The organism is Glutamicibacter endophyticus (assembly GCF_048457885.1).
Taxonomy (GTDB): domain Bacteria; phylum Actinomycetota; class Actinomycetes; order Actinomycetales; family Micrococcaceae; genus Glutamicibacter; species Glutamicibacter endophyticus.
Genome location: NZ_CP174200.1, coordinates 2,707,699 through 2,727,293 on the forward strand (window position 1 = coordinate 2,707,699; position 19,595 = coordinate 2,727,293).

A 19,595-nucleotide genomic window follows, 5' to 3' on the forward strand; every position below is an offset into this window, starting at 1 on the left:
CTATGTCACATGAGCGAGAATGTTCCGGCACACGCAGCCGAGTCGTTGAAGCAAAGCTTTTCCTTTACCGACCCAGCCCTTTTTCTTGGCGCCGCCCTACTCGACGGTCAGCCCGACCCGAAGGCAGGCATCCGGCTGCCCTTGCGCATGCTCAACCGGCACGGGTTGATCGCCGGGGCTACCGGTACGGGAAAGACCGTGACCCTGCAGGTGATCGCCGAGCAGCTCAGCACCGCCGGGATTCCTGCCTTCCTCGCGGATATTAAAGGGGATCTCGGCGGCTTAGCCCAGGCGGCCAAACAGAGCGAAAAACTCACGGCCCGGCTCTCCTCGATTGGTGTCCAGTTCGAAGCTCGCGCTAACCCGGTGCAGTTCCTTTCGCTGGCCGGTTCCGGCAACGGTGCGCCGATTCGGGCCTCGCTCGATTCCTTTGGACCGATTTTGCTCTCGCGTGTGATGGAACTGAACGACACGCAAGAACAATGCCTGCAATTGGTATTTCACTTCGCAAACCAGCGCGACTTGCCACTGGACGATCTCAAAGACCTCAAGGCCGTTATCGCTCACTTGCTTTCGGACGAGGGAGAAGCGGACCTACGCGAATTAGGAGGGTTACCGGCCTCAACCGCCGGGGTCCTGTTGCGCGGCGTGACCATGCTTCAAGCGCAGGGGTTGGAGCAATTCTTCGGGCAACCGGAATTCGATGTGCACGACCTGATCTCGCTGACCGATGACGGGCTCGGGGTGCTGAACATCCTGGAAGTTGACTCGCTACGATCCAAGCCTCTGGTCTTCTCAACCTTCATGATCTGGCTGCTCGCCGAGCTCTTCGAAGAACTCCCCGAAGCCGGAGATCTTGAAAAACCGAAACTCGTGTTCTTTATCGATGAAGCACATCTCGTGTTCGAAAATGCCTCGAAGGCATTCATGGACGCAATTACCTCCACGGTGCGGCTCATCCGGTCCAAGTCGGTGGGACTCTTCTTTATTTCACAATCTTCCAGCGACATCCCCCAAGAGGTTCTGGGGCAGCTCGGCCATCGCATCCAGCATGCGGTGCGTGTATTTACGCCCAAGGATGCGCAAGACCTCAAGGCCGTGGTCTCCACCTTCCCCACCGGGCCCCTAGACCTTTCCCGTGCCTTACGCGAGGCCTCGGTCGGCGAAGCGGTCATCTCGGTTTTAGACCCACGTGGCGTGCCAACACCCAGTGCGCTGACTCGGCTAAGTTCGCCGGGCTCACGTATCGGGGTACCCGATGCCGGGCTCAAGGCCGAGCTCATTGCATCCTCGGCGCTCACCGCACGTTACGCTGCAGTGCAAGACCGTGACTCTGCCCATGAATTACTCTCCGGCACCCGGGTAACACCAGCGTCCCCAACCGCGCCACTCGAAAGCGAGCCGGCGGCCCCGAACGGGAGCGGTGGTGCCGGATCCATCGACGAGGAAGCTCAACGTATCGCCGAATCGATCCTGGGCCGCCGTGTGTCTATTCCCCCGGCCGGCGAAATCCCTAATGATGCGCACAGCGCGCCGGAACGAGCTGGCAACACCACCGAGCAACGTCCGCGTCCACCCGCTCAGGGAAAGCCTCAGGAGCAGGGCAATCCCATCATGGACTTTGCCATGGACGCGGCCAACACCCTCGGTCGCGAACTATTGCGCGGTATGTTCGGCACCCGCCGCCGGCGCCGGCGGCGCTGGTAATTGCGATGCGTGACCCGGCCGTTTAGCAACTCGGACGCACAAACCGTTAGCCTAAGAGGTAATGAAGACTCGAAATTCCGTGCCCAGTCTTGCCCTGCGCTGGGTTATTGTCCTGGTTGCGATCTTGGTGTTGGCCATTGCCGGCATCCTCATCGCAAACCGCACAATATTTTCTGCACAGCATCAGGTCAAGGTCTTGCAGCAGCATATGGCCGCCGGTGAAGGCGGCAAGGCGCTGGGACTGCTACGTGCCTCCGTGCCGGAGGGCAATGCGGTCGCCCTCAATGGCGACGTGCTCAAACATACGCAGGAGGGCATTACCGATTTCTCGGTAGCACCGGCCGTCACCGACGAGCATGACTCGGATCTGGTCGAGGTCAAGGCCACCTACCAAGCCGAAGGCACCGAGCACTCTTCGACCTACCGGTTGCACCGCGCTGGCAAGTCCTGGTTGTTCTTTGACCAGTGGGAGTTCGTCCCCGATAGCTTGCCAACCATTCAGGTGCGGGCCAATACGGTGAACGAGGTCAGCCTGAACAAGGAAAAGATCCCGCTGGATCAGGGCATCAGCACCATTCCGGTCTTCTATCCTGCGGTGATCAACGCGAGTTTCGAAACGAAGAACTTCAAGGCCGATACACGTGGAGTGGTGGTCACCGGTCCAACTAAGGACCCGGTTCCGGTGAAGCTGACGACCGAACCAACCAAGGCATTCCTCTCGGCGATCAATAAGAAGCTCAAGACATATGTCGATGGCTGCGCGTCGCAGAAGGTGTTGATGCCGGCTGGATGCCCCATGGCGTATCACACCTCGGCACGCGTGAATTCGCAGAGCATCAACTGGACGATCACTGACTATCCCAAGGCGAAGGTCAGTTACTACAACGGCGCGTGGGTCCTAGCGCCCCTGGAATTCGAGGCACAGCTGCAGCTGACCGAACAGGATCTGCGCACCGGTGCCACGGAGAAGAAAACCGTCAAGGAAACCTATAACTTCACCGCCCAGTTGACCACCAGCACCACGAAGGTCTCGGTGGTTCCGGTCGCCGCGGTCGAGAATGCGGCGAACTAGCTGCGGGTAAATATTTCTCGAAAATGTGCACGTAGCGGCGGGGCGTCGCTACGGTACTTTTGCCACAGCACGAGGGCCGCCGTACTGACCACGAGCGACGCAATCGCGCCAATTGCGACTGCCGCGCGCACGCCCATGAGCTCGGCCATCCAACCCACTAACGGTGCCCCGAGTGGGGTTCCGCCCTGCACCACCATTAGGTACAGCGCCAACACTCTGGCCCGGTACTGGCCGGGGACGGTGGTTTGCACCATGGTGTTGCAGGAATTCAGGAAAGTCAGCGCACTCAGGCCGACGCCGATCAGGCTGAGCGCAAAAAGCCACACGGTGGGCATCAGGGCCGACAGTAGCGCGCACAGTCCAAAGGCGATGCCGCCACCGATCACATAGCGCCAGCGTGGTCTGGAGCGTCGTGCGGCCCACATGGCCCCGGCGAAGGTTCCGACGGCCATCACCGTGCCTAGGAAACCGTATTCGCTGGCGCCCAAGCCGAACTCTTCGGCCGCCATCATCGCGTTGGTGAGCTGGAAGTTCAGGCCGAAGGTGCCAATGACAAAGGCCATGGCAAAGAGAAGCAACAGATCTCGCCGCGAGGTGAGGTACGCGATGCCCGCCCGCACCTGACCACGACCGCGTTGGGCCCGGGGCGCATGGCTGATCGCGGAGTCCTTCATCAGGGTCAGCGAGCCCAATACGGCCAGGAAGGATAGCCCGTTGATCAGGAAGGCCGGCCCGGTCCCAACCAAGGCGATCACCACTCCGGCGATCGCTGGTCCGGCGAGCCGGGCCAGATTGAAGTTAGCGCTGTTCAAAGCCACCGCATTGCTCAAATGGCTCGAGGGCACGATTTCGGAGACAAAGGCTTGGCGTGCCGGGGCATCGAAGGCGGAGCCGATGCCCAGCAGGGTTGCCAATACGTACACGTGCCAGAGTTGGGCTCCCCCGGCCACGACTAGCCCGCCGAGAACTAGCGCGCATAGCCCCATAAAGCTTTGGGTAATGAGCAGGACCTTGCGCTTGTCGTAGCGGTCGGCGATAAGTCCGGCGTAGGGTCCGAGCAGAAGGACCGGAAGAAACTGCAGGCCGGTGGTGATGCCGGTAGCGGTGCCATCGTGGTGGGTCAGTTCGGTCAATACCAGCCAGTCTTGGGCCACACGCTGCATCCATGTGCCGATATTGGAGACCAGGGCACCGAGCACCCAGTACCGATAGTTGGGAATCTCTAACGCTTTAAATGTTTTGCTGGCCACTACATTGTCACCGGCCCCGAGGAGCCGGTACCTCCCATCCTCGACCAGTCTAAACCCTTGAGGAATCTCCGGTTAATAACTCGTCACTCGAATGTAGGGCGAAGTCCCGTGTGCCGATACACCACGAAGGCCCGTGTCGTGGGCGCAAAGCGCGCCCTCGACACGGGCCGTTCATGGCGGAAGGATCCGCCGACTTAGTTCAGGCCGCGCAGGTCAAGTACCAGTTCGTTATCGCCGCTAGCGTCGAGCACAACCGGGATTCCCCAGTCCTGCTGGTACAGGTGGCAGGCTGCGTGATCGGGGATCTCGCCGCCGGGCTCACCATCACATGCCGCAGCACGGGCGGACAGGTGCAGCACGCCCTCGGAAACCTCGGGGTTGATGACGAGCGTGCGGGTCAGCCCGAGTGAGGTTCCGGCGCCCTCGAGCAGCAGGTTCTCCGGGCTGGCAGAGATCTTCAGCTGCGTTGGGTCACCCCAGCGGTCATCGAGCTTCTGCCCCTTCGGCGCGCTGAAGCGTACGGTGATCGCGTGCTCGCCGGGCTGGATCTTGGTCTTCGGGCGCTGCGTCTGGCTGGCGCCCTCGTCGACGACCAGTGCCTCGGCGGGCACCGGGATGCGCACCAGCTGGTGGGCGTTGGTTTCCACGACCAGTAGCACCGGGTCCCCGTCAACGCTCTCGTCGAGGAGCACATCTGCTGGCTCCTTCAACCCCTGTGCCAGCGTGGAGACGGTATTGCTGTTCGGGTCGAAGCGGCGCACCGCACCGTTGTACGAGTCGGCAATAGCCACCGACCCATCGGGCAGCGCGGCAACACCCAGCGGGTGCTGCAGGCGTGCCTCGGCGGCCGGGCCATCGCGGAACCCGAAGTCGAACAGGCCGGTACCAATAGCGGTGTGCACCGCCACGGCCTGGCCCTGCTCATCGGTTTCGATCCGCCGTAGCGCGCTGGTCTCCGAGTCGGCGATCCATACGTCGTGGTTCGCGTCGATGCTCAACCCCGAGGACTGGGCGAACCAGGCTTCGTTCGGGGCTCCGTCGGTCAGGCCTTCCAGCCCGGTACCGGCGTAGACCGCGACCGCGTGGGTCAACGGGTCGTAGCTGAAAATCTGGTGGGTACCGGCCATGGCGATCAGGACCTTGCCACTGGGGTGGTAGATGACATCCCATGGAGAGGACAACGACAGGTTCAGTGCGTCGGTCCCCAACTCGGTCGGTTGAGCTTCGTTTCGGGCCGACTCGGCGTCCAGTAGGCGCTGCACACCGTTTCCGGCCAGGGTGCCGACCTCCCCGGTGCTCAGGTTCACCGAACGCAAGCGGTGGTTAACCGTGTCGGCCACGATCACGTCGTAGCCCAGCTTTTCGGCCAACTCCTGCGGCAAGGCGGTTAGCCCCTGCAGCTCGTTGAACTTGGCGCTCTGCGCGTCGCCATCGGCGTAACCCTTGACCCCGGAGCCGATGGTACGTACCACGGTGCTCAGGTCCGCTCCGAGTTCGAGCAGACGGTGGTGGCCCGAGTCGGCGACGAGGAACGTGCCACCCGGCAGCGGGACGACCTTGCCCGGGAAACGCAGGTCTCCCTCGCGTGCCTCCGGTGCGACATAGGGGCCGTCACCGCGGTGCAGCGTGCCCTTGGCCTCATGTTCGGCGATCAGCTCTTCGATCAGCGAGCCCAGACCCTGAGCGTGTCCTTCACCGGAAAGGTGGGCGACGATGTAGCCCTCGGGGTCGAGCACCACGAGGGTCGGCCAAGCGCGTGCAGAGTAGGCCTGCCAGGTAACTAGTTCCGGGTCATCGAGCACCGGGTGATGAATTTCGTAACGCTCCACGGCAGCCGCCAGCGCCTCCGGGTCGGCCTCATGCTCGAACTTCGGAGAGTGCACGCCGACGGTGACCAGCACATCGGAGTACTTCTCCTCGAGCGGACGCAGCTCGTCGAGCACGTGGAGGCAGTTGATGCAGCAGAAGGTCCAAAAATCTAGGAGCACAATCTTGCCGCGCAGTGCCTGCAGATTCAGCTGTTCGCCGCCGGTATTCAACCAGTTGCGGCCCGTCAGCTCGCTGGCGCGCACCTTGTAGTCGGCGCGCAACGAGTCGGAAGATGCACTCATAAATTGTCCCTTTCCAGCTTTAGATACCGCCCTGATCACCCGGGATGGCGGTTCGATCCATTATCGCGCAGGGCCCGGCGCTCACTCCAACGCTATGAAGCGCCGCGACACAATTAGAACTGGGCTGTCACCGCGTCCATAACCTGCTTGGCCACCGTGGAAAACTGCTTATCGTTCAGCGATCCTGCGGAGATGAAGGAGACCATCGCCACATAGTCTCCGGCGGTGTCCAGCAGCACCAAGGAGTCCTGTGGCGACTGCGGGTCACCCGTGCGTGAATAGTACAACTGCGATTCGACCCCATCGATTCCCGGATCGGTGAACTTCACAGTTTCCATGGCATTCGGTCCGTTGAGTTTCACGCTTTTGCAGTCGGTGCGCATCCGAAGCACCGTCTTATAGTGCTCCTCTAGAACGCTGCGGTCCTCCACCCGGGCTACCTCAACCGAACCGGTGACGGTGCCGCTCTCGGTGGTGAAGTCCGTGCGGGCAACCTCGGTGCCCAGCTGGGCCGGGGACCAGTTCAGATCCTCGAGTGGCCCGGCGCACTGACCGGGCAACACCACATATCCATCGAGGGTGTCGCTTGGCTTAATCGCCAGCTGCTTCAGCTCTTCGGCGGTAACCTTCCGCGACCGGTCAAAACCGAGCTTAGCTGCCATCACCGCACCGGCGGTGACCCCGATTTCGGCGGTACTCATCGTGGAGTCATCGCCCTTGGCCGAAGCGCTGGGGCTGGGTGCGGCGCTAGCAGCCTGCTTATGGGTGTCATCCTGCGGCATCTGTGCCTCGGGTGAGCCCCCGGCGCAGCCGCTGAGTAGCAGGGCCAGGCTCAAGGCCGTGGCCGCCAGCGTGCGCGGCTTAGCGTTCATGATTGTGCTGCGTAGCATCCTGTTCCTTGAGCTTGGCGAACATTTGGTTGTAGGCGGCCAACTCCGCATCTCCATCGCGGTCGGCTTGCCGGTCGTATCGCTTGGTTTCCCGTTTGTCTTGGCGCATCCACGAGACCATCACGAACATGGCGATCACCAAGGTTGGGATCTCACCGATACCCCACATGGCTCCGGCGCCGACCACTTGGTCTTCGAGAGCACTACCGCCCCAGGTGCGGCCCATATTGCCGAACCAGTCTGGGGCCAAGAGCGTGGTGGTACCCATGAGGGCCACACCGAAGAATGCGTGGAAGGCAACCGTGGCCAGCAGAACCAGCAGGCGCATCGGATAGGGATAGCGCTTGGGAACCGGGTCGGCATCGATCAGGCTCAACGCAAAGAGGTAACCGGTGATCAGGAAGTGGAAGTTCATGATCTCGTGACCGGCGTGATACTTCATGGCCGGTTCCAGAACCGGGCTGAAGTAGAAGACAATAATCGATCCGGCGAACATCACCGCGGTGAAAATCGGGTGCGTCACGACCGCCGAGTATTTCGAATGCACCAGCCAGAGGATCCATTCACGGGCGCCCCGGGTGCCGTCGGTGCGGGTCGGAAGCACCTGCAAGGCGAGGCTGACCGGGGTGCCGAGCACCAAGAAGATCGGCACGATCATGGTCAGCGACATGTGATCGACCATATGTACCGAGAATTGCACCATGCCGTAGACCGAGATGGCACCGCTGGTGACATAGAACAGGGCGATAATGCCCACGATCCAGCTAACGAGGCGGGCCACATTAGGTTTGTCGCCGCGACGCCGCAGGGTGATAAATGCCCACAGGTAGAAGGCCAGCAAGAAGACGCAGATGGCCGCCCACAGCCAGTCCACCCGCCACACGGTGAGCCAGCTTCCGGTGGTCGGCGGGGCCGGTAGGTCATAGCCGGTCAAAAGTCGGGCCGGGCTCATCTCGGCCGGCGGATCATCGCTGGTAGGTGGGGCCGTACGGGCCAGCACCGTGGCCACCGACATGACCGCGCCCATGAGCACCACCTCGGCCAGCACCACGCGCCAGGCTGCGGCAAGGGCGGTAAGTTCTCCAGCCAGGAGCCGCGGGATTACCCGGCGCCGATGTAGCAGACCCAAGTACCCCAGAAGCAGGGTCAGCACGACCTTGAGCACGACGAGGGCCCCGTACTGGGTAAACCACTGTGCGGGCTCGGTAATGCGGATCAGGGCCGAAACCAGTCCCGAGCCGGCCACCAGAATGATCGCGGTGGTCGCCAGGGTGGAGAAGCGCCGTAGTACCGTGCCGGCAAGCACCGGACGTTGCTCATAACGTCCCGGGGCCGGGACGCTCAAGGTGGAGGCCAAGAGGGCCAACACGATGATGCCTCCGAACCAAATGACCACGGCCAACAGGTGAAGCCCGATGGCGTTGACCGCCGTGTAATGGTCATCTCCGCCGGCCGCGTGGCCGATAAAGGCTAGCGGCACAATACCCGTGAGCGAGAAGGCGGCCAGCAGACCCACGCCATTCTGAGAGCGAACCGCTAATGCCAGGGTGGTCACCAGTGCGGAGATCACGACCATCCAGGCCCATGCGCGCCCCGTGGTGATCTGCAGAATGTAGTCGAGGATCGCCGTGGTGTAGCTCGGCTGCAGATTCATCGGCACACCCGCCAGATCCCAGAAGGTCAGCAGCATGACGCCGGCCGCGGACATCGTCCACACCACGCCGGCCACGGCCGCCACGTTCATGGCTCGGGCGAAGGAAGGGTGTTCATCACCCACCTCAACCCGGGGATCATCGGCACTGCCGCGCCGCACCTTGGTGGAACGCGGTAAGAGTGCCGCCGCGAAGATCAGCGAGGCGATGGTAATCGACATCGCGGTGTGGTGGGTGCCGCGCATCGCCGGCAGGGCCCAGCGCACGAAGGCACCGGGATCGGCGAGTTCGGCCGGGACCGCGATCCCGCTGTAGAGCACGGCCGCGATGAAAACCACGACCATCGACACCACGCCGGGAAGGATCAATCGTCGGGTCAGCGCCGGCGCCGGTTGCAGCGTCGAGGGGGTGGGCTTGGGGGTATCTGTGACCATAACCTTTCCATCATCTCACTGCGAACCGGCGCTACGCACCGTTTGCTGGCACACACCGTGCGCTAGGACTGTGACTTCTCTTGCCCAGCGCACGGTATGCCCCAAACCGCTCTCGGTTTACTCGGCAAAGAGCGCGGCGCCGAGCTGGGCTTCCTGGCTCATTCCCGGCAAGATTCCATAGATGCCGGAACCGGTATGGGTAATCCACTGGTTCATCGCATCCGAGGCCGCAAGCCGTCGTTGCACCGGAACGAAGGCGGTGCGCGCATCACGCTGGAAACAGGCGAAGAGCAACCCCGACTCATCACCGTCGGTGTAGCTAAAGCCGCGTCGCCACATGGTTTCAGTTGCCTGCACCGGCTTCGCCAGCGCCACATGTGCGTTGCCCGCAATGGCCGGCAGCCCAAGCTCGGTGGTGGCCGACAGGTCTACCGGGTCATCGGGGTGCTGCCCCGAGAGCGGTGACCCGTCGGACTGTCGCCGTCCGAGCGCGAAGTCGCGTCCGGGACGATCAACCTCGTCCCAGCGCTCCAAGTCCATGCGGATTCGGCGCAACACCAGCACGGTTCCACCGGGTAGCCAGCTCTGCTCATCGCCGTGCCCGAACACCGCACCCTCGCGGGCCGTCGTGCGCGGGTTGGCGATCCCATCGAGCTGCCCAAATAGGTTCCGAAAGGCATGCGGGTGCTCGGCCTGACCCGGCGGCGTAGTAAATCCGTGCTGCTCGAAACGTACCGTGGCCAGTCCCGTGAGATTCTTCCGCACCGCGCGCAGTGCATGCGCCAGTGCGGTAGGATCATCGCCACAGAACTGCACGAGCAGATCGGCTTGGCCATAGCGTGGCTCGAGCTTGTCACCGGAGAATTCCGGAAGCGGCTCGAGCATCGACAGATCCGCCGTTGACTTAGCCTGCGCCGCGGCATCCCGGGAGAGCCCCACCGTGATACTCAGACGCCCACGGGCGCTGGCCATCTCGGGTTCGCTGTCGGCCAGCACCCCATCTCCGGACATCAACCGAGCGGCATCTTCTCCCAGCATGCGCAGCAGCGAACGCAGGCGGTCGCGGCGCTCGTCTTTTGCCTTTGGCCATCGAATATCCAGGCCAAGAAAGATGCCATGGGTCTGAGGTTCCTCGAGGATCCCGCGTTGATACGCCCCATAAGGGCCGAGTGCCGCTGCCTCGGCCGGCTCTTGACCGGGCTCGGCGGCCGACGCCGGTGCGTCCAGCCGTCCGGCACCGAACCCCACAAGGGCCCCGGAAAGCGCCGCGGCCGCCGAACCGCCCAGCACAAGGCGTCGGCTTGGCACGGTCGGCTGTTGCTCAGCCATTGCTAGTGACCCCCGTGCTCGCCGTTGCCGTGCTTGTCCTCCATACCCGCGTGATCCTCGTAGCGTTCCTTAGCGCCACTGTAGTTGCGGATCGGGAAGTCCACGGCCTTGCTCGAACCGTCGGCAAAGTGCAGGGTCAACGTGGAGATTTCGGAAGCGACCAGGGGTTTAGCAAGGTCCATGTACATGAAGTGCATGCCGCCGGGCATCAATTCCACCTCGGCTCCGGGCTTAATCTCCACCGGGCCCTGATGTTCCTTCATGGTCATCTCGGTACCACTGCCGGTCATTTCGTGAAGCTGCACCGGGCTGCGGTGTTGTTCCTCGGTGACCTTGACCAGCTCTACGGGCTGCTGCCCGGTGTTGCGTAGCGTACCGAAGGCGGCGCTCATGCCCTTGTCGGCCGCTTTTGCCCAAGGGTCGTTGATCTGCAGGCTCGCGGCCTGAGTTGTGTCCTGCTGTTCGGTGCTGGGAGCGCTTGCCTGCTCGGGGCCGTTGGTGGAGCAGCCGCTCAACAGCAGGCTCCCGGTGAGCAGGCCGGCGGTCAACAACGGAAGGGTCTTGGAAAACTTGTTCATGATCTGTGCTTTCAGCGTTGGGCGCGCGAAATTCGACGGCGCGACGAGCCGAGCCCGGCTAGGGGTGGGCACGCCAATGAGCGCGCTGTCTCGCGCGAGAGAAAAATGTTTAGTGGCGGCGCGAACTTGCCGCGATGTGTCTGGCTACTTCGTGTTGCGCGTGAAGCGAATAAGCACGGTGGCCAGGATCGCCAGCAGGGCTAGGCCAACGATAATCCAGCCTGCCGGTCCGAAGGCCGAGAGGATATTCTGTTCCGGCTGCTCGCTGGGGGTCTCGCTAGCCGGCGCACTTTCCTTTGGCGTGGGGCTTGCGCTCACCGGTGCCGAGGCCGCTGCCCCTTCGAGGGTGAACTTCACGGAATTCTCCACCGGGTGACCATCGGAGGACACGACGCGAATAGCCAGCGTGTAGTCACCCGGTTCCAGCTCGCTGTCCGGCGTAACGGTGACGGTGCGTTCCTTGGTTTCGAAGCTGGTGGCCACCTCTTGCCCATCACGGGTGAGCTTCACGACGGTGGATGAGCCTCCGGGCAGTTCCTGAAGCACACCGGAATACTCCAAGGTGAGTTCTTTCGGCGCTTCCTTCAGAGTGGCGCCGGCCTTCGGGGTCGAGGCCACAAGCTCATCGTGGGCGTGGGCCGGGCTCAGACTCAGGAAGAGCGCTGCCAGGGCCACGACGGCGACGGCCGCCACGCGTAGGGCGGGACGTAGGGTGCGTAGTGCGGTGGTCATAATGGTCCTTTCGCTCCGGGATTCAGCGTGTAAATACCGGATGCTGGGTTGTAGTTGAGGATTAGTGACTAACTACAACGGACGGTGGACCACGACGCAGCGGCAGACGTAGGGCCGTGCGATCTTGCAGCGGCTGGTGTGTGACTTCACTGCTGGAGGTGCGTGGCCAGCCGCGAAACTCTAGGGCTCTGGCCCAGAGTAGGAGCCGTGCGGCGCCTAGGCCCAGCAAATGAATCAGTTCGCCGACAAGAGTTTCACCCTGGCGCAACACCACAATGCTGATGAGCGCCGCCAAGATGTGGGCGTAAAGCATATTGGGTTCGGTACTCGCCGATGCTGTACCGGCGGATACGCTCAACGCCGTGACGTGGTGGTGCGTGCCATCCGTTACGCCACTGACCGTGCCGGAGCCATCATGACTCATCACCGAGAAGGCTAGGTGATAGAGGCCTTGGCTCAGTAACACCGCGATGGAGGTTGCCAGCAGTGAGAACCGCCGCCCGACCAAGAACATGGCCACCACCGCGCTGAGGCAGGTAATCAGGGCCATCACGACCAGTGACAGCGCGCTCGGCGCTGCGTGGGCGTGGGCGGCGAACGCCGTGAAGGTGCAGATCCCGGCCGCCAACCAGCCACGAAGGACGCGGGTGGCGCGGGGTGTGGAAGGCACAGGATGTCCTCGTGTCGACGGGTCTGCTAAACAGCTCTGATTCTACGCCAAGTAGAAGTTTGGGAACAATCAGCCCAAACGACACTGGCGCCCGCTCTCGCATGGTGGAGAGTGGGCGCCAGTGAAAGCTTCTGGAAGCCTTACTTCTTGGCGACAGCGGCCTTCAGCTTGGAACCAGCGGTCAGCTTCACCGAGTGGCCAGCGGCGATCTCGATCGGCTCACCGGTCTGCGGGTTGCGGCCGGTACGGGCAGCGCGGTCGGTGCGCTCAACAGCCAACCAGCCCGGGATCGAAACCTTTTCACCCTTCGAGACCTGATCAACGAATACCTCGAACACGGCATCCAGAACAGCGTTCACGGCAACCTGGGAGTTCTCGGTCTTTGCTGCCACTGCAGCAACAAGTTCGCTACGGTTCATAGCCAATGTATTGTCCTCCTGGACTAGTTCTCCCTGGCCGGATCAACCAAGGACGCCGCGCGGTCGCGCGGACTTATCAGTGAGAACCTATCAAATCTTTTAGCCCGCAACGCCCGAAAACGAGCGAATTCAAGGGATTTTTTTCAAGTTCACAGTGATTCTGAGCCGAATGGCACCCTCCGGACGCTCTACGGAGGTAGATATTTGCCTCCTGCGGGGATCGAGACCTAAAATATCCGGCCCCTTAGCGCGGTACCGCTAGTTTGCCGCCAGAGGATCAACGCCACCGTTGGCGGCAACAAACATGTCCCAGACCGGATCCAGCAGCTTTTTCTGTCTCGTCAGGCGCGCCGGGGCTGCCAACTGGCAGGCACCCTTGGAGATGTACCGTGGCCCGAGATAGGGTGCGCGCGCGGCCTCGAGCAACGCAGGATTCAACGCAGCCTCCACGATATTGACCGCCCCTTGGTGTTTGCCCTGCGCAAACCCAGACTGCAGATGACCGGCCCACCGCTTGGCCAATGACGGTTCGTTGATCCCGGGCACCTGGACGGTCAGCCCCGAAATCGAATAGCCCGGGTGGACCGTAATCGAACGTGCCGCGGCATCGATTTGCCGGAGCCGATGATCCAGCCCCAGGCCGAAGCTTTGCAAGGCCGCCTTGGATTGCACATAGGCGCGGTAAGGGTGGTAGCTATGCTCCAAGGTCAGGTTTGCCGGATCGCTCGGCAGCATTAATGTCGACATGGAACCCACGCCGATAAAGCGAAGTGCACGGGTGCGGAAACTTTCGGCCAGTGCTCCGACCAGCCGTGCGTGGCTCAGGAAATTCGTGGTCATCGTCAGGTCGTAGCCGAGTTCACCGGGTACTCGTTGCTGCGGGGTGTGAATTATTCCGGCATTGGCGATGACCGCATCCAGCGGCTCGTCCGCGACCTGCTCGGCAAGGCGCTGCGCCGAGACGAGCGATGCGGCATCGAACATTTCAATACGGAGCTCGGCCTGCGGGACATACTGGTAAATCCGTTTGGCGGCACGCTCGGCCCGTTCCCGGTTGCGGCAGGCCATGATCACTCGGGCCCCACTGGCGGCTAGGCCCAGTGCGCTGAAAAAGCCCAGCCCGGCATTGGCTCCGGTCAACAGGATCGTTTGGCCCGGTGCCCAGGCCTCCCAGCGCTCCACCGAGGCGTAGATATCGCCCGCAGGCGAGCGAGAACCAAGCTGGTCAAGACTGCCACGGCGGATCACTGAAGTCATGGCAACCACGCTACTATGACCGCTGGACTTCGCCGGGGATTTGCGTGGATCTTGAACCCTGACGCAGCCAGTGGAAGCATGGGGGTATGAGCCCTGACCCTCACCGCGAAGCAAAGGATGCCGCACTGCATGCGGCCCGCTACCGCGCCGAACGCGCTACCGAGGAACCGCTACCGGTGGACGAATATGCCCAACGTACCGGCGCGAAGCCGGTGGAGCGTCAGCCTCGCACGCCCTTGCAGTTTCATGCGCACGAGGAGGCCTGGGAGGTGGCCAATTCGGCGATCGATGAGGCTTTCGCCCGGGGAGACTTCGACAATCTGTCGCTGGCTGGCAAGAACATCGATCACATTGCCGGTAGCACCGATCCGGACTGGTGGGTCAAGTCGCTGATGCAACGCGAACAGATATCGGGGATGGGCCCACCGGCGTTGACGCTGCGCGTGGAAGACGCAGGACTACTCGAAACCTTGGACGCCTTACCGTCGGCGGGAAAGGTTCGGGAACATCTAGAGGATTTCAACCGGCGAATCATTGAGGCACGTCGACAGCTTCAGGGTGGACCGCCGGTAATTACCGCGCTACGCGACGTTGATCAGGAGCTGGAGGCCTGGGAAGAGCGACGACGGAATCGCGCGGCTGCGAAGCAAGCCGAGCAGCAGCCCAGCGAGTTGCCTAAACGTCGCTGGTTTGGCCGGGGTAGGAATAAACCGGAAGCTTAACGACGAAAACCCCCGCCGAGGCGGGGGTTTCGTTTCAGCAATTTACAGCGTGAACGCCGCAGGGATTACCAAGAGGACTTGGTGATGCCCGGCAGTTCGCCACGGTGAGCCATGTCGCGGAAGCGGACACGGGAGATGCCGAACTTCTGGAAGGTACCGCGCGGACGGCCGTCGATGGCGTCGCGGTTGCGCACGCGCACCGGGGAGGCGTCGCGGGGCAGCTTCTGCAGGCCCAGACGAGCGGCCTCGCGGGCCTCGTCGGTGGCGTTCGGGTCAATCAGGGTCTTCTTCAGCTCGAGGCGCTTCTCAGCGTAACGCTCGACAATGACCTTGCGCTGTTCGTTCTTGGCGATCTTGGACTTCTTGGCCATGTCTTAGCGCTCCTCTCGGAATTCTACGTGCTTGCGGACAACCGGGTCGTACTTCTTCAGGACCATGCGGTCCGGATCGTTGCGACGGTTCTTGCGGGTCACGTAGGTGAAACCGGTACCGGCGGTCGACTTCAGCTTGATGATCGGACGTACGTCCTTATCCTTCTTTGCCATTTTAGAGCTTCACACCCTTCGCAAGCAGGTCAGCAACGACGGCGTCGATGCCACGAACATCGATAACCTTGATGCCCTTGGTGGACAAGGTCAGGGTTACGTTACGGCGCAGGGAAGGAACCCAGTAGCGCTTCTTCTGAATGTTCGGGTCGAAACGACGCTTGTTGCGACGGTGCGAGTGGGAGATGCTATGTCCGAAGGCCGGCACAGTCCCAGTCACCTGGCATACAGCTGCCATGATCACTCCTCAGATAGTTAGTAGTAAATTTCGGCGGTACTCGCGCGCAGCACCCCTGCACAAGGCAGCGGAACCGCTAATGCGTTAGTGAGTCCCGCCAACCAGTGAAACACCGTTATTACTGCACACTATGAAGGTAACCAGCTGGGTGAGAACCAACCGAAGAGCCTTAAAGCATGTAAGACGGTGAACTTCGCAATCGGTCGAGCATTTTCCCCGTACTCGGTTGACTGCGATATTCGGTATTACGGGCAACGCGCAGTTACCGTACAACCTTGCGGCGGCATGACAACATGCGCGATTAACGCCTTGCCATCTTATCGAGTCTGGCGCGGACTTCCAAATCTTCAGGCGTCCGCGTTCAGTATCCAATGATCGTTGTCGAGGGCCTTGACGAGCTTCCGGGCCACCCGACCCAGATCGCTAACGTCCTTGTCATCAAGGCAATCAAGGACAAGAGCCCGCACCGTGCCTACATGGTGTGGGGCGATGCGATGCACCGCGTCCCATCCGGAAGGGGTTAATGAGGCCATTTTCACACGGGCATCGCCGTTATATGTGGTGCGTTCCACCCAACCGCGCTGCTCAAGTTTCTTCACAACATGCGATAGCCGCGAGGGTGAGGAGGTGCTGAGCTGGGCCAGCTCGGTCATGCTGACTTGTCCATCCTCATTTTCCGAGAGCATCGCCAGCATGTGGTAGTCAAACAGGGTAATTCCTTCGAGGCCTTGCAGATCCGTGTCCAGCGTTGCAGGCAACAGGGTCATGACGGTATGCAACGCCAGCCACGTGCGTCGTTCATCCTGATTCAACCATTGCACCGAATCCTGCGATGCTTCCCCCACAGTGATCCTCCCCCTTGATAACCGTTCCCAACCGGTGACTTGCTGCCGATAATCGCGCTTCAGTCTATACCGGCAAGTGTAAAGCCGCCCGCGACGTGCACGCGGGCGGCTTGACCGTTTCATTTCTCGACAGTGTTATTGGGCTTGTTCCAGCGCCTTACGCTTACGGTGGGCCATCACCTGGCCGATGATCACCACGATCAGCGCCAACAGGAACATCGCTGAGCCAATCACGTTGGCCTGCGCCGGGATACCACGGGTGGCCGCCACATAGATGAACTTCGGGAAGGTCTGGTAGTTACCGGAGTTGAAGTTCGTGATGATGAAATCGTCAAAGCTCATCGCGAAGGAGAGCAGGGCGGCTGCGACGATGCCGGGAATCAACAGCGGGAAGGTGACCTTCCAGAAGGTTGTACGCGGTGAGGCATACAAATCCGCGGCGGCTTCCTCGAGACGTGGATCCAGCGAGGAGACGCGCGCCCTAACCGTGACGATAACGAAGGACATACAGAACACCACGTGGGAGATCACAATGGTTCCGTAACCGAGTTCCCAACCCAAGTTCAGGAACTGCGCCAACAACGAGGCACCGAGAACGACCTCGGGAGTGGCGAGGGGCAAAATGATCAGCACGTCGGTGAGGTTACGGAAGCGGAAGCGATAGCGCACCAAGCCGATCGCGATGCAGGTACCGAGTGCGGTAGCGAACACGGTGGCCACCACACCGACCTGGATGGAGTTTGCAAGCGATTCACAGACCGCCGGAGCACCGCAGGGGTTCGCCCAGTTATCCCAGGTAAAACCGCGCCATTCGAGGTTCGTACGGCCGGCGTCATTAAAGGAAAAGGCAAAGATGTAGGCAATGGGGACCAGCAGGTAGACGAAGGCAAGCCCACCTACGACCGGGATCAGCCAGCGACCAAGTTTTTGTTTCATCATCTGCTCCTACATCAAATCCTTGGTGCCGAACTTCCGGATATACACCGTCACCAGAATCAGAATCGAGACCATGAGAACAAAGCTCAGGGCTGCGGCTCCCGGGTAGTCGATGACTCGGAAGAAGCGCGAGTCGATGACTTGACCGATCATGGTGGTGTTTCTGTTGTTACCCAGCAGGGCGGCATTGACATAGTCGCCGGCCGCCGGGATGAAGGTCAGCAAGGTACCGGCGAAGACACCCGGCGCCGACAGCGGCAAAGTGACTTTCCGGAAGGTCGTCAACGGACTGGCGTAGAGGTCTCCGGCCGCCTCGAGTAAACGGGTATCAAGGCGTTCGAGGTTAGCGTAAATGGGTAGCACCATAAAGGGCAGGAAATTGTAGGTCAGACCGGCAACCACCGCGAACGCGGTGGCGGTCAGATGCCCGTCGGAGGCAAGCAGGCCCACGGCTTTGAGCGTTTGTGCGACAAAGCCCTCGTCCGCGAGGATCTGCTTCCATGACTGGGTACGCAGAATAAAGCTGGAAAAGAATGGGGCAATGAGCAGAACCAGCAGCATGCCCTGCAACAACTTACGTTCGCGCAGTCGGACCGCAACTAGATAAGCCATCGGGTAGCCAATGATCAGCGCAAGCGTGGTGGCGATCAGCGCAAACCCGAAGGACCGCATCAGGTCGGGCCAGTAGGCTCCCAGAACCGTGGCGTAGTTGCTGAATTGCAGGGCCGGCACGAATTGGCCGATCTCCGCGCCCGGTGGGCGCGTGTAGAGCGACATCGCCAAGAGCACCACAACGGGTAGTGCGAAGAACAGCAACAGCACGAGCAGACCGGGGAGCACCAAATACACCCCGGTGCGACCCTTGCGACGTTCGGCCCGGATTTCTTCCTTGCTGCGCAGGTCCCTGACCTTGCCCTTTCTGGTCATTACCGGCGAACTCATGTGGCATTCACCCCCGCGGCGACTTGTTCATCTCCGGCGAGCCCAAAGCTGTGGGAGGTATCCCAGCTCAAGTAGACCTTGTCCCCTACGTCGGCGGGCTGGTCCCCACGGTTCTGCGCGAAGGTGCCGATCCGTCCCACCCCGGGAACGTCAACGAGGTATTCGGTTGTGGTGCCGGTAAAGGAAGCGTCGATGACGGTTCCGCTGAGCTCATTGCTGTGCGTGGGTTCGTCGCCGGCGGTCCGCGAGAGATGGATCTTCTCCGGACGCACCCCCACGACGATTTCGCCCTCCTGAGTTACCGTTCGTTGGGCCAGTACATGAACCTCGGTTCCGGCAACCTCGACATCCAGTACCCCGTTGTGGCTGGCTTTCACCACGCCACGCATCAGATTGGATTTGCCGAGGAAGTTCGCCACGAAGGCGGTTCGCGGAAGCTCATAGAGTTCGCGCGGTGGGCCCATTTGTTCAATGCGTCCGCCGTTCATCACGGCCACGATGTCGGCCATGGTCATGGCCTCTTCCTGATCGTGGGTCACGTGGATGAAGGTCAGCCCCACCTCCGTTTGGATTCCCTTGAGCTCCATCTGCATCTGGCGACGCAATTTCATGTCGAGGGCTCCCAGAGGCTCATCGAGCAGGAGCACTTGGGGGCGATTGACCAGCGCCCTAGCCAACGCCACACGCTGTTGTTGACCACCGGAGAGCTGCGCGGGTTTCCGGCTGGCGAGGTGCCCGAGTTCAACCATCTCGAGTCCCTGTCGGGCCTTTTCCATGGCCTTGCGGTCCTTCTTGCGTTTGAGACCAAAGGCCACGTTTTCCAGCACGGTCATATGTGGGAACAGTGCATAGGACTGGAACACGGTGTTGACCGGCCGTTGGTGACTGGGCAGTCCGGTCACATCCTGGCCGCCGATGGAGATGCTGCCCGAGCTGGGCGCTTCGAGGCCAGCGATCATCCGAAGGGTCGTGGACTTACCGCAGCCAGAGGGGCCGAGCAAGGCAAAGAAGGTGCCCGAGGGGATGGTCAGCGACAACTCCTGCACGGCGTGAAACTCGGCAAATCGCTTGGTGATTTTGTTCAGGTGCAGGTCGGCGCCTTCGCTGGTGCGGCCATTGCCTGCTTGGGTGGGTTCGGAAGCGAGAGAAGTGCTCATCACTGGCTTACTCCTTCGTGATGGGGTCGCTGCGCAGCGGGTCAAAGCGGCGACGCGGCAGGGTCGGCAAATGCAGCGGCGGCGCGAGTCACCGCGCCGCCGCCGTTGA

At 61.6% G+C, this 19,595-nt stretch carries 20 protein-coding genes; 3 read left to right on the top strand and 17 right to left on the bottom strand.

What is annotated here, in order from left to right:
* Nucleotides 1-9: 9 nt before the first annotated feature.
* On the top strand, nucleotides 10-1,707 hold the full coding sequence (locus ACJD00_RS12620) for a helicase HerA-like domain-containing protein (RefSeq protein WP_418907286.1): 1,698 nt from the start codon (nucleotides 10-12) through the stop codon (nucleotides 1,705-1,707).
* Nucleotides 1,708-1,768: 61 nt separating this feature from the next.
* Complete coding sequence (locus ACJD00_RS12625) at nucleotides 1,769-2,779, top strand: hypothetical protein (RefSeq protein WP_418907287.1); 1,011 nt, start codon at nucleotides 1,769-1,771, stop codon at nucleotides 2,777-2,779.
* Here ACJD00_RS12625 and ACJD00_RS12630 read toward each other — a convergent pair.
* From ACJD00_RS12630 to ACJD00_RS12675, 10 genes are all read right to left on the bottom strand, one after another.
* Nucleotides 2,776-4,029 (bottom strand): MFS transporter, encoded by a 1,254-nt coding sequence (locus ACJD00_RS12630; RefSeq protein ID WP_418907288.1) that lies wholly within the window; start codon nucleotides 4,027-4,029, stop codon nucleotides 2,776-2,778. The two genes, ACJD00_RS12625 and ACJD00_RS12630, sit on opposite strands and share 4 nt — an antisense overlap.
* Before the next feature lie 194 nt (nucleotides 4,030-4,223).
* A complete protein-coding gene (locus ACJD00_RS12635) occupies nucleotides 4,224-6,140 on the bottom strand; it encodes an NHL domain-containing thioredoxin family protein (protein ID WP_418907289.1) in 1,917 nt (638 codons plus the stop codon).
* A gap of 113 nt (nucleotides 6,141-6,253) precedes the next feature.
* Nucleotides 6,254-7,030 (bottom strand): hypothetical protein, encoded by a 777-nt coding sequence (locus ACJD00_RS12640; protein ID WP_418907290.1) that lies wholly within the window; start codon nucleotides 7,028-7,030, stop codon nucleotides 6,254-6,256.
* Nucleotides 7,002-9,116, bottom strand: coding sequence for a cytochrome c oxidase assembly protein (locus ACJD00_RS12645; protein ID WP_418907291.1), 2,115 nt, complete (start codon nucleotides 9,114-9,116; stop codon nucleotides 7,002-7,004). The genes ACJD00_RS12640 and ACJD00_RS12645 overlap by 29 nt, the downstream gene beginning before the upstream one ends.
* Nucleotides 9,117-9,233: 117 nt before the next feature.
* On the bottom strand, nucleotides 9,234-10,445 hold the full coding sequence (locus ACJD00_RS12650; RefSeq protein WP_418907292.1) for a Dyp-type peroxidase: 1,212 nt from the start codon (nucleotides 10,443-10,445) through the stop codon (nucleotides 9,234-9,236).
* Between the two features lie 2 nt (nucleotides 10,446-10,447).
* Complete coding sequence (locus ACJD00_RS12655; protein WP_418907293.1) at nucleotides 10,448-11,023, bottom strand: copper chaperone PCu(A)C; 576 nt, start codon at nucleotides 11,021-11,023, stop codon at nucleotides 10,448-10,450.
* 144 nt (nucleotides 11,024-11,167) lie between these two features.
* Nucleotides 11,168-11,755 (bottom strand): copper resistance CopC family protein, encoded by a 588-nt coding sequence (locus ACJD00_RS12660; protein ID WP_418907294.1) that lies wholly within the window; start codon nucleotides 11,753-11,755, stop codon nucleotides 11,168-11,170.
* 61 nt (nucleotides 11,756-11,816) lie between these two features.
* Nucleotides 11,817-12,425 (bottom strand): hypothetical protein, encoded by a 609-nt coding sequence (locus ACJD00_RS12665; protein WP_418907295.1) that lies wholly within the window; start codon nucleotides 12,423-12,425, stop codon nucleotides 11,817-11,819.
* A 140-nt stretch (nucleotides 12,426-12,565) separates the two neighbouring features.
* Nucleotides 12,566-12,850: an HU family DNA-binding protein gene (locus tag ACJD00_RS12670; protein ID WP_309405781.1), complete on the bottom strand. Its 285-nt coding sequence runs from the start codon at nucleotides 12,848-12,850 to the stop codon at nucleotides 12,566-12,568.
* A gap of 252 nt (nucleotides 12,851-13,102) precedes the next feature.
* Nucleotides 13,103-14,101 (bottom strand): SDR family NAD(P)-dependent oxidoreductase, encoded by a 999-nt coding sequence (locus ACJD00_RS12675; protein ID WP_418907296.1) that lies wholly within the window; start codon nucleotides 14,099-14,101, stop codon nucleotides 13,103-13,105.
* Nucleotides 14,102-14,187: 86 nt separating this feature from the next.
* Between ACJD00_RS12675 and ACJD00_RS12680 the strand changes: the two genes are divergently transcribed.
* A complete protein-coding gene (locus tag ACJD00_RS12680) occupies nucleotides 14,188-14,823 on the top strand; it encodes a DUF1992 domain-containing protein (protein WP_418907297.1) in 636 nt (211 codons plus the stop codon).
* A gap of 65 nt (nucleotides 14,824-14,888) precedes the next feature.
* Here the strand turns inward: ACJD00_RS12680 and rpsN are convergent, their stop codons facing one another.
* The 7 genes from rpsN to ACJD00_RS12715 form a co-directional block, all read right to left on the bottom strand.
* Nucleotides 14,889-15,194, bottom strand: coding sequence for a 30S ribosomal protein S14 (gene rpsN / locus ACJD00_RS12685; RefSeq protein ID WP_309405775.1), 306 nt, complete (start codon nucleotides 15,192-15,194; stop codon nucleotides 14,889-14,891).
* 3 nt (nucleotides 15,195-15,197) lie between these two features.
* Complete coding sequence (gene rpmG, locus ACJD00_RS12690; RefSeq protein WP_022874359.1) at nucleotides 15,198-15,368, bottom strand: 50S ribosomal protein L33; 171 nt, start codon at nucleotides 15,366-15,368, stop codon at nucleotides 15,198-15,200.
* Nucleotide 15,369: 1 nt separating this feature from the next.
* Entirely contained in the window at nucleotides 15,370-15,606 is a 237-nt protein-coding gene (gene rpmB / locus ACJD00_RS12695) for a 50S ribosomal protein L28 (RefSeq protein ID WP_309405763.1), read from the bottom strand.
* A 347-nt stretch (nucleotides 15,607-15,953) separates the two neighbouring features.
* Nucleotides 15,954-16,451 carry a MarR family winged helix-turn-helix transcriptional regulator gene (locus tag ACJD00_RS12700; RefSeq protein ID WP_309405761.1) on the bottom strand — a complete coding sequence of 166 codons (498 nt, stop codon included), beginning with the start codon at nucleotides 16,449-16,451 and terminating at the stop codon, nucleotides 15,954-15,956.
* Nucleotides 16,452-16,586: 135 nt separating this feature from the next.
* Entirely contained in the window at nucleotides 16,587-17,387 is an 801-nt protein-coding gene (locus ACJD00_RS12705) for an ABC transporter permease (protein WP_309405759.1), read from the bottom strand.
* A 9-nt stretch (nucleotides 17,388-17,396) separates the two neighbouring features.
* Nucleotides 17,397-18,329 carry an ABC transporter permease gene (locus ACJD00_RS12710; RefSeq protein ID WP_418907298.1) on the bottom strand — a complete coding sequence of 311 codons (933 nt, stop codon included), beginning with the start codon at nucleotides 18,327-18,329 and terminating at the stop codon, nucleotides 17,397-17,399.
* The gene (locus ACJD00_RS12715) at nucleotides 18,326-19,486 is read right to left on the bottom strand and encodes an ABC transporter ATP-binding protein (RefSeq protein ID WP_418907299.1); all 1,161 of its coding nucleotides are present in this window, start codon (nucleotides 19,484-19,486) and stop codon (nucleotides 18,326-18,328) included. Before ACJD00_RS12715 ends, ACJD00_RS12710 begins: the two co-directional genes overlap by 4 nt.
* Nucleotides 19,487-19,595 lie beyond the last annotated feature (109 nt).

Bases quoted from the DNA above. Each gene is read 5' to 3' on its own strand.
- ACJD00_RS12675 (WP_418907296.1), bottom strand. From the start codon at position 14,101: ATGACTTCAGTGATCCGCCGTGGCAGTCTTGACCAGCTTGGTTCTCGC.
- ACJD00_RS12660 (WP_418907294.1), bottom strand. From the start codon at position 11,755: ATGACCACCGCACTACGCACCCTACGTCCCGCCCTACGCGTGGCGGCC.
- ACJD00_RS12705 (WP_309405759.1), bottom strand. From the start codon at position 17,387: ATGAAACAAAAACTTGGTCGCTGGCTGATCCCGGTCGTAGGTGGGCTT.
- ACJD00_RS12710 (WP_418907298.1), bottom strand. From the start codon at position 18,329: ATGAGTTCGCCGGTAATGACCAGAAAGGGCAAGGTCAGGGACCTGCGC.
- ACJD00_RS12680 (WP_418907297.1), top strand. From the start codon at position 14,188: ATGAGCCCTGACCCTCACCGCGAAGCAAAGGATGCCGCACTGCATGCG.
- ACJD00_RS12650 (WP_418907292.1), bottom strand. From the start codon at position 10,445: ATGGCTGAGCAACAGCCGACCGTGCCAAGCCGACGCCTTGTGCTGGGC.
- ACJD00_RS12640 (WP_418907290.1), bottom strand. From the start codon at position 7,030: ATGCTACGCAGCACAATCATGAACGCTAAGCCGCGCACGCTGGCGGCC.
- ACJD00_RS12655 (WP_418907293.1), bottom strand. From the start codon at position 11,023: ATGAACAAGTTTTCCAAGACCCTTCCGTTGTTGACCGCCGGCCTGCTC.
- ACJD00_RS12645 (WP_418907291.1), bottom strand. From the start codon at position 9,116: ATGGTCACAGATACCCCCAAGCCCACCCCCTCGACGCTGCAACCGGCG.
- ACJD00_RS12715 (WP_418907299.1), bottom strand. From the start codon at position 19,486: ATGAGCACTTCTCTCGCTTCCGAACCCACCCAAGCAGGCAATGGCCGC.
- rpmB (WP_309405763.1), bottom strand. From the start codon at position 15,606: ATGGCAGCTGTATGCCAGGTGACTGGGACTGTGCCGGCCTTCGGACAT.
- ACJD00_RS12625 (WP_418907287.1), top strand. From the start codon at position 1,769: ATGAAGACTCGAAATTCCGTGCCCAGTCTTGCCCTGCGCTGGGTTATT.
- ACJD00_RS12620 (WP_418907286.1), top strand. From the start codon at position 10: ATGAGCGAGAATGTTCCGGCACACGCAGCCGAGTCGTTGAAGCAAAGC.
- rpsN (WP_309405775.1), bottom strand. From the start codon at position 15,194: ATGGCCAAGAAGTCCAAGATCGCCAAGAACGAACAGCGCAAGGTCATT.
- rpmG (WP_022874359.1), bottom strand. From the start codon at position 15,368: ATGGCAAAGAAGGATAAGGACGTACGTCCGATCATCAAGCTGAAGTCG.
- ACJD00_RS12635 (WP_418907289.1), bottom strand. From the start codon at position 6,140: ATGAGTGCATCTTCCGACTCGTTGCGCGCCGACTACAAGGTGCGCGCC.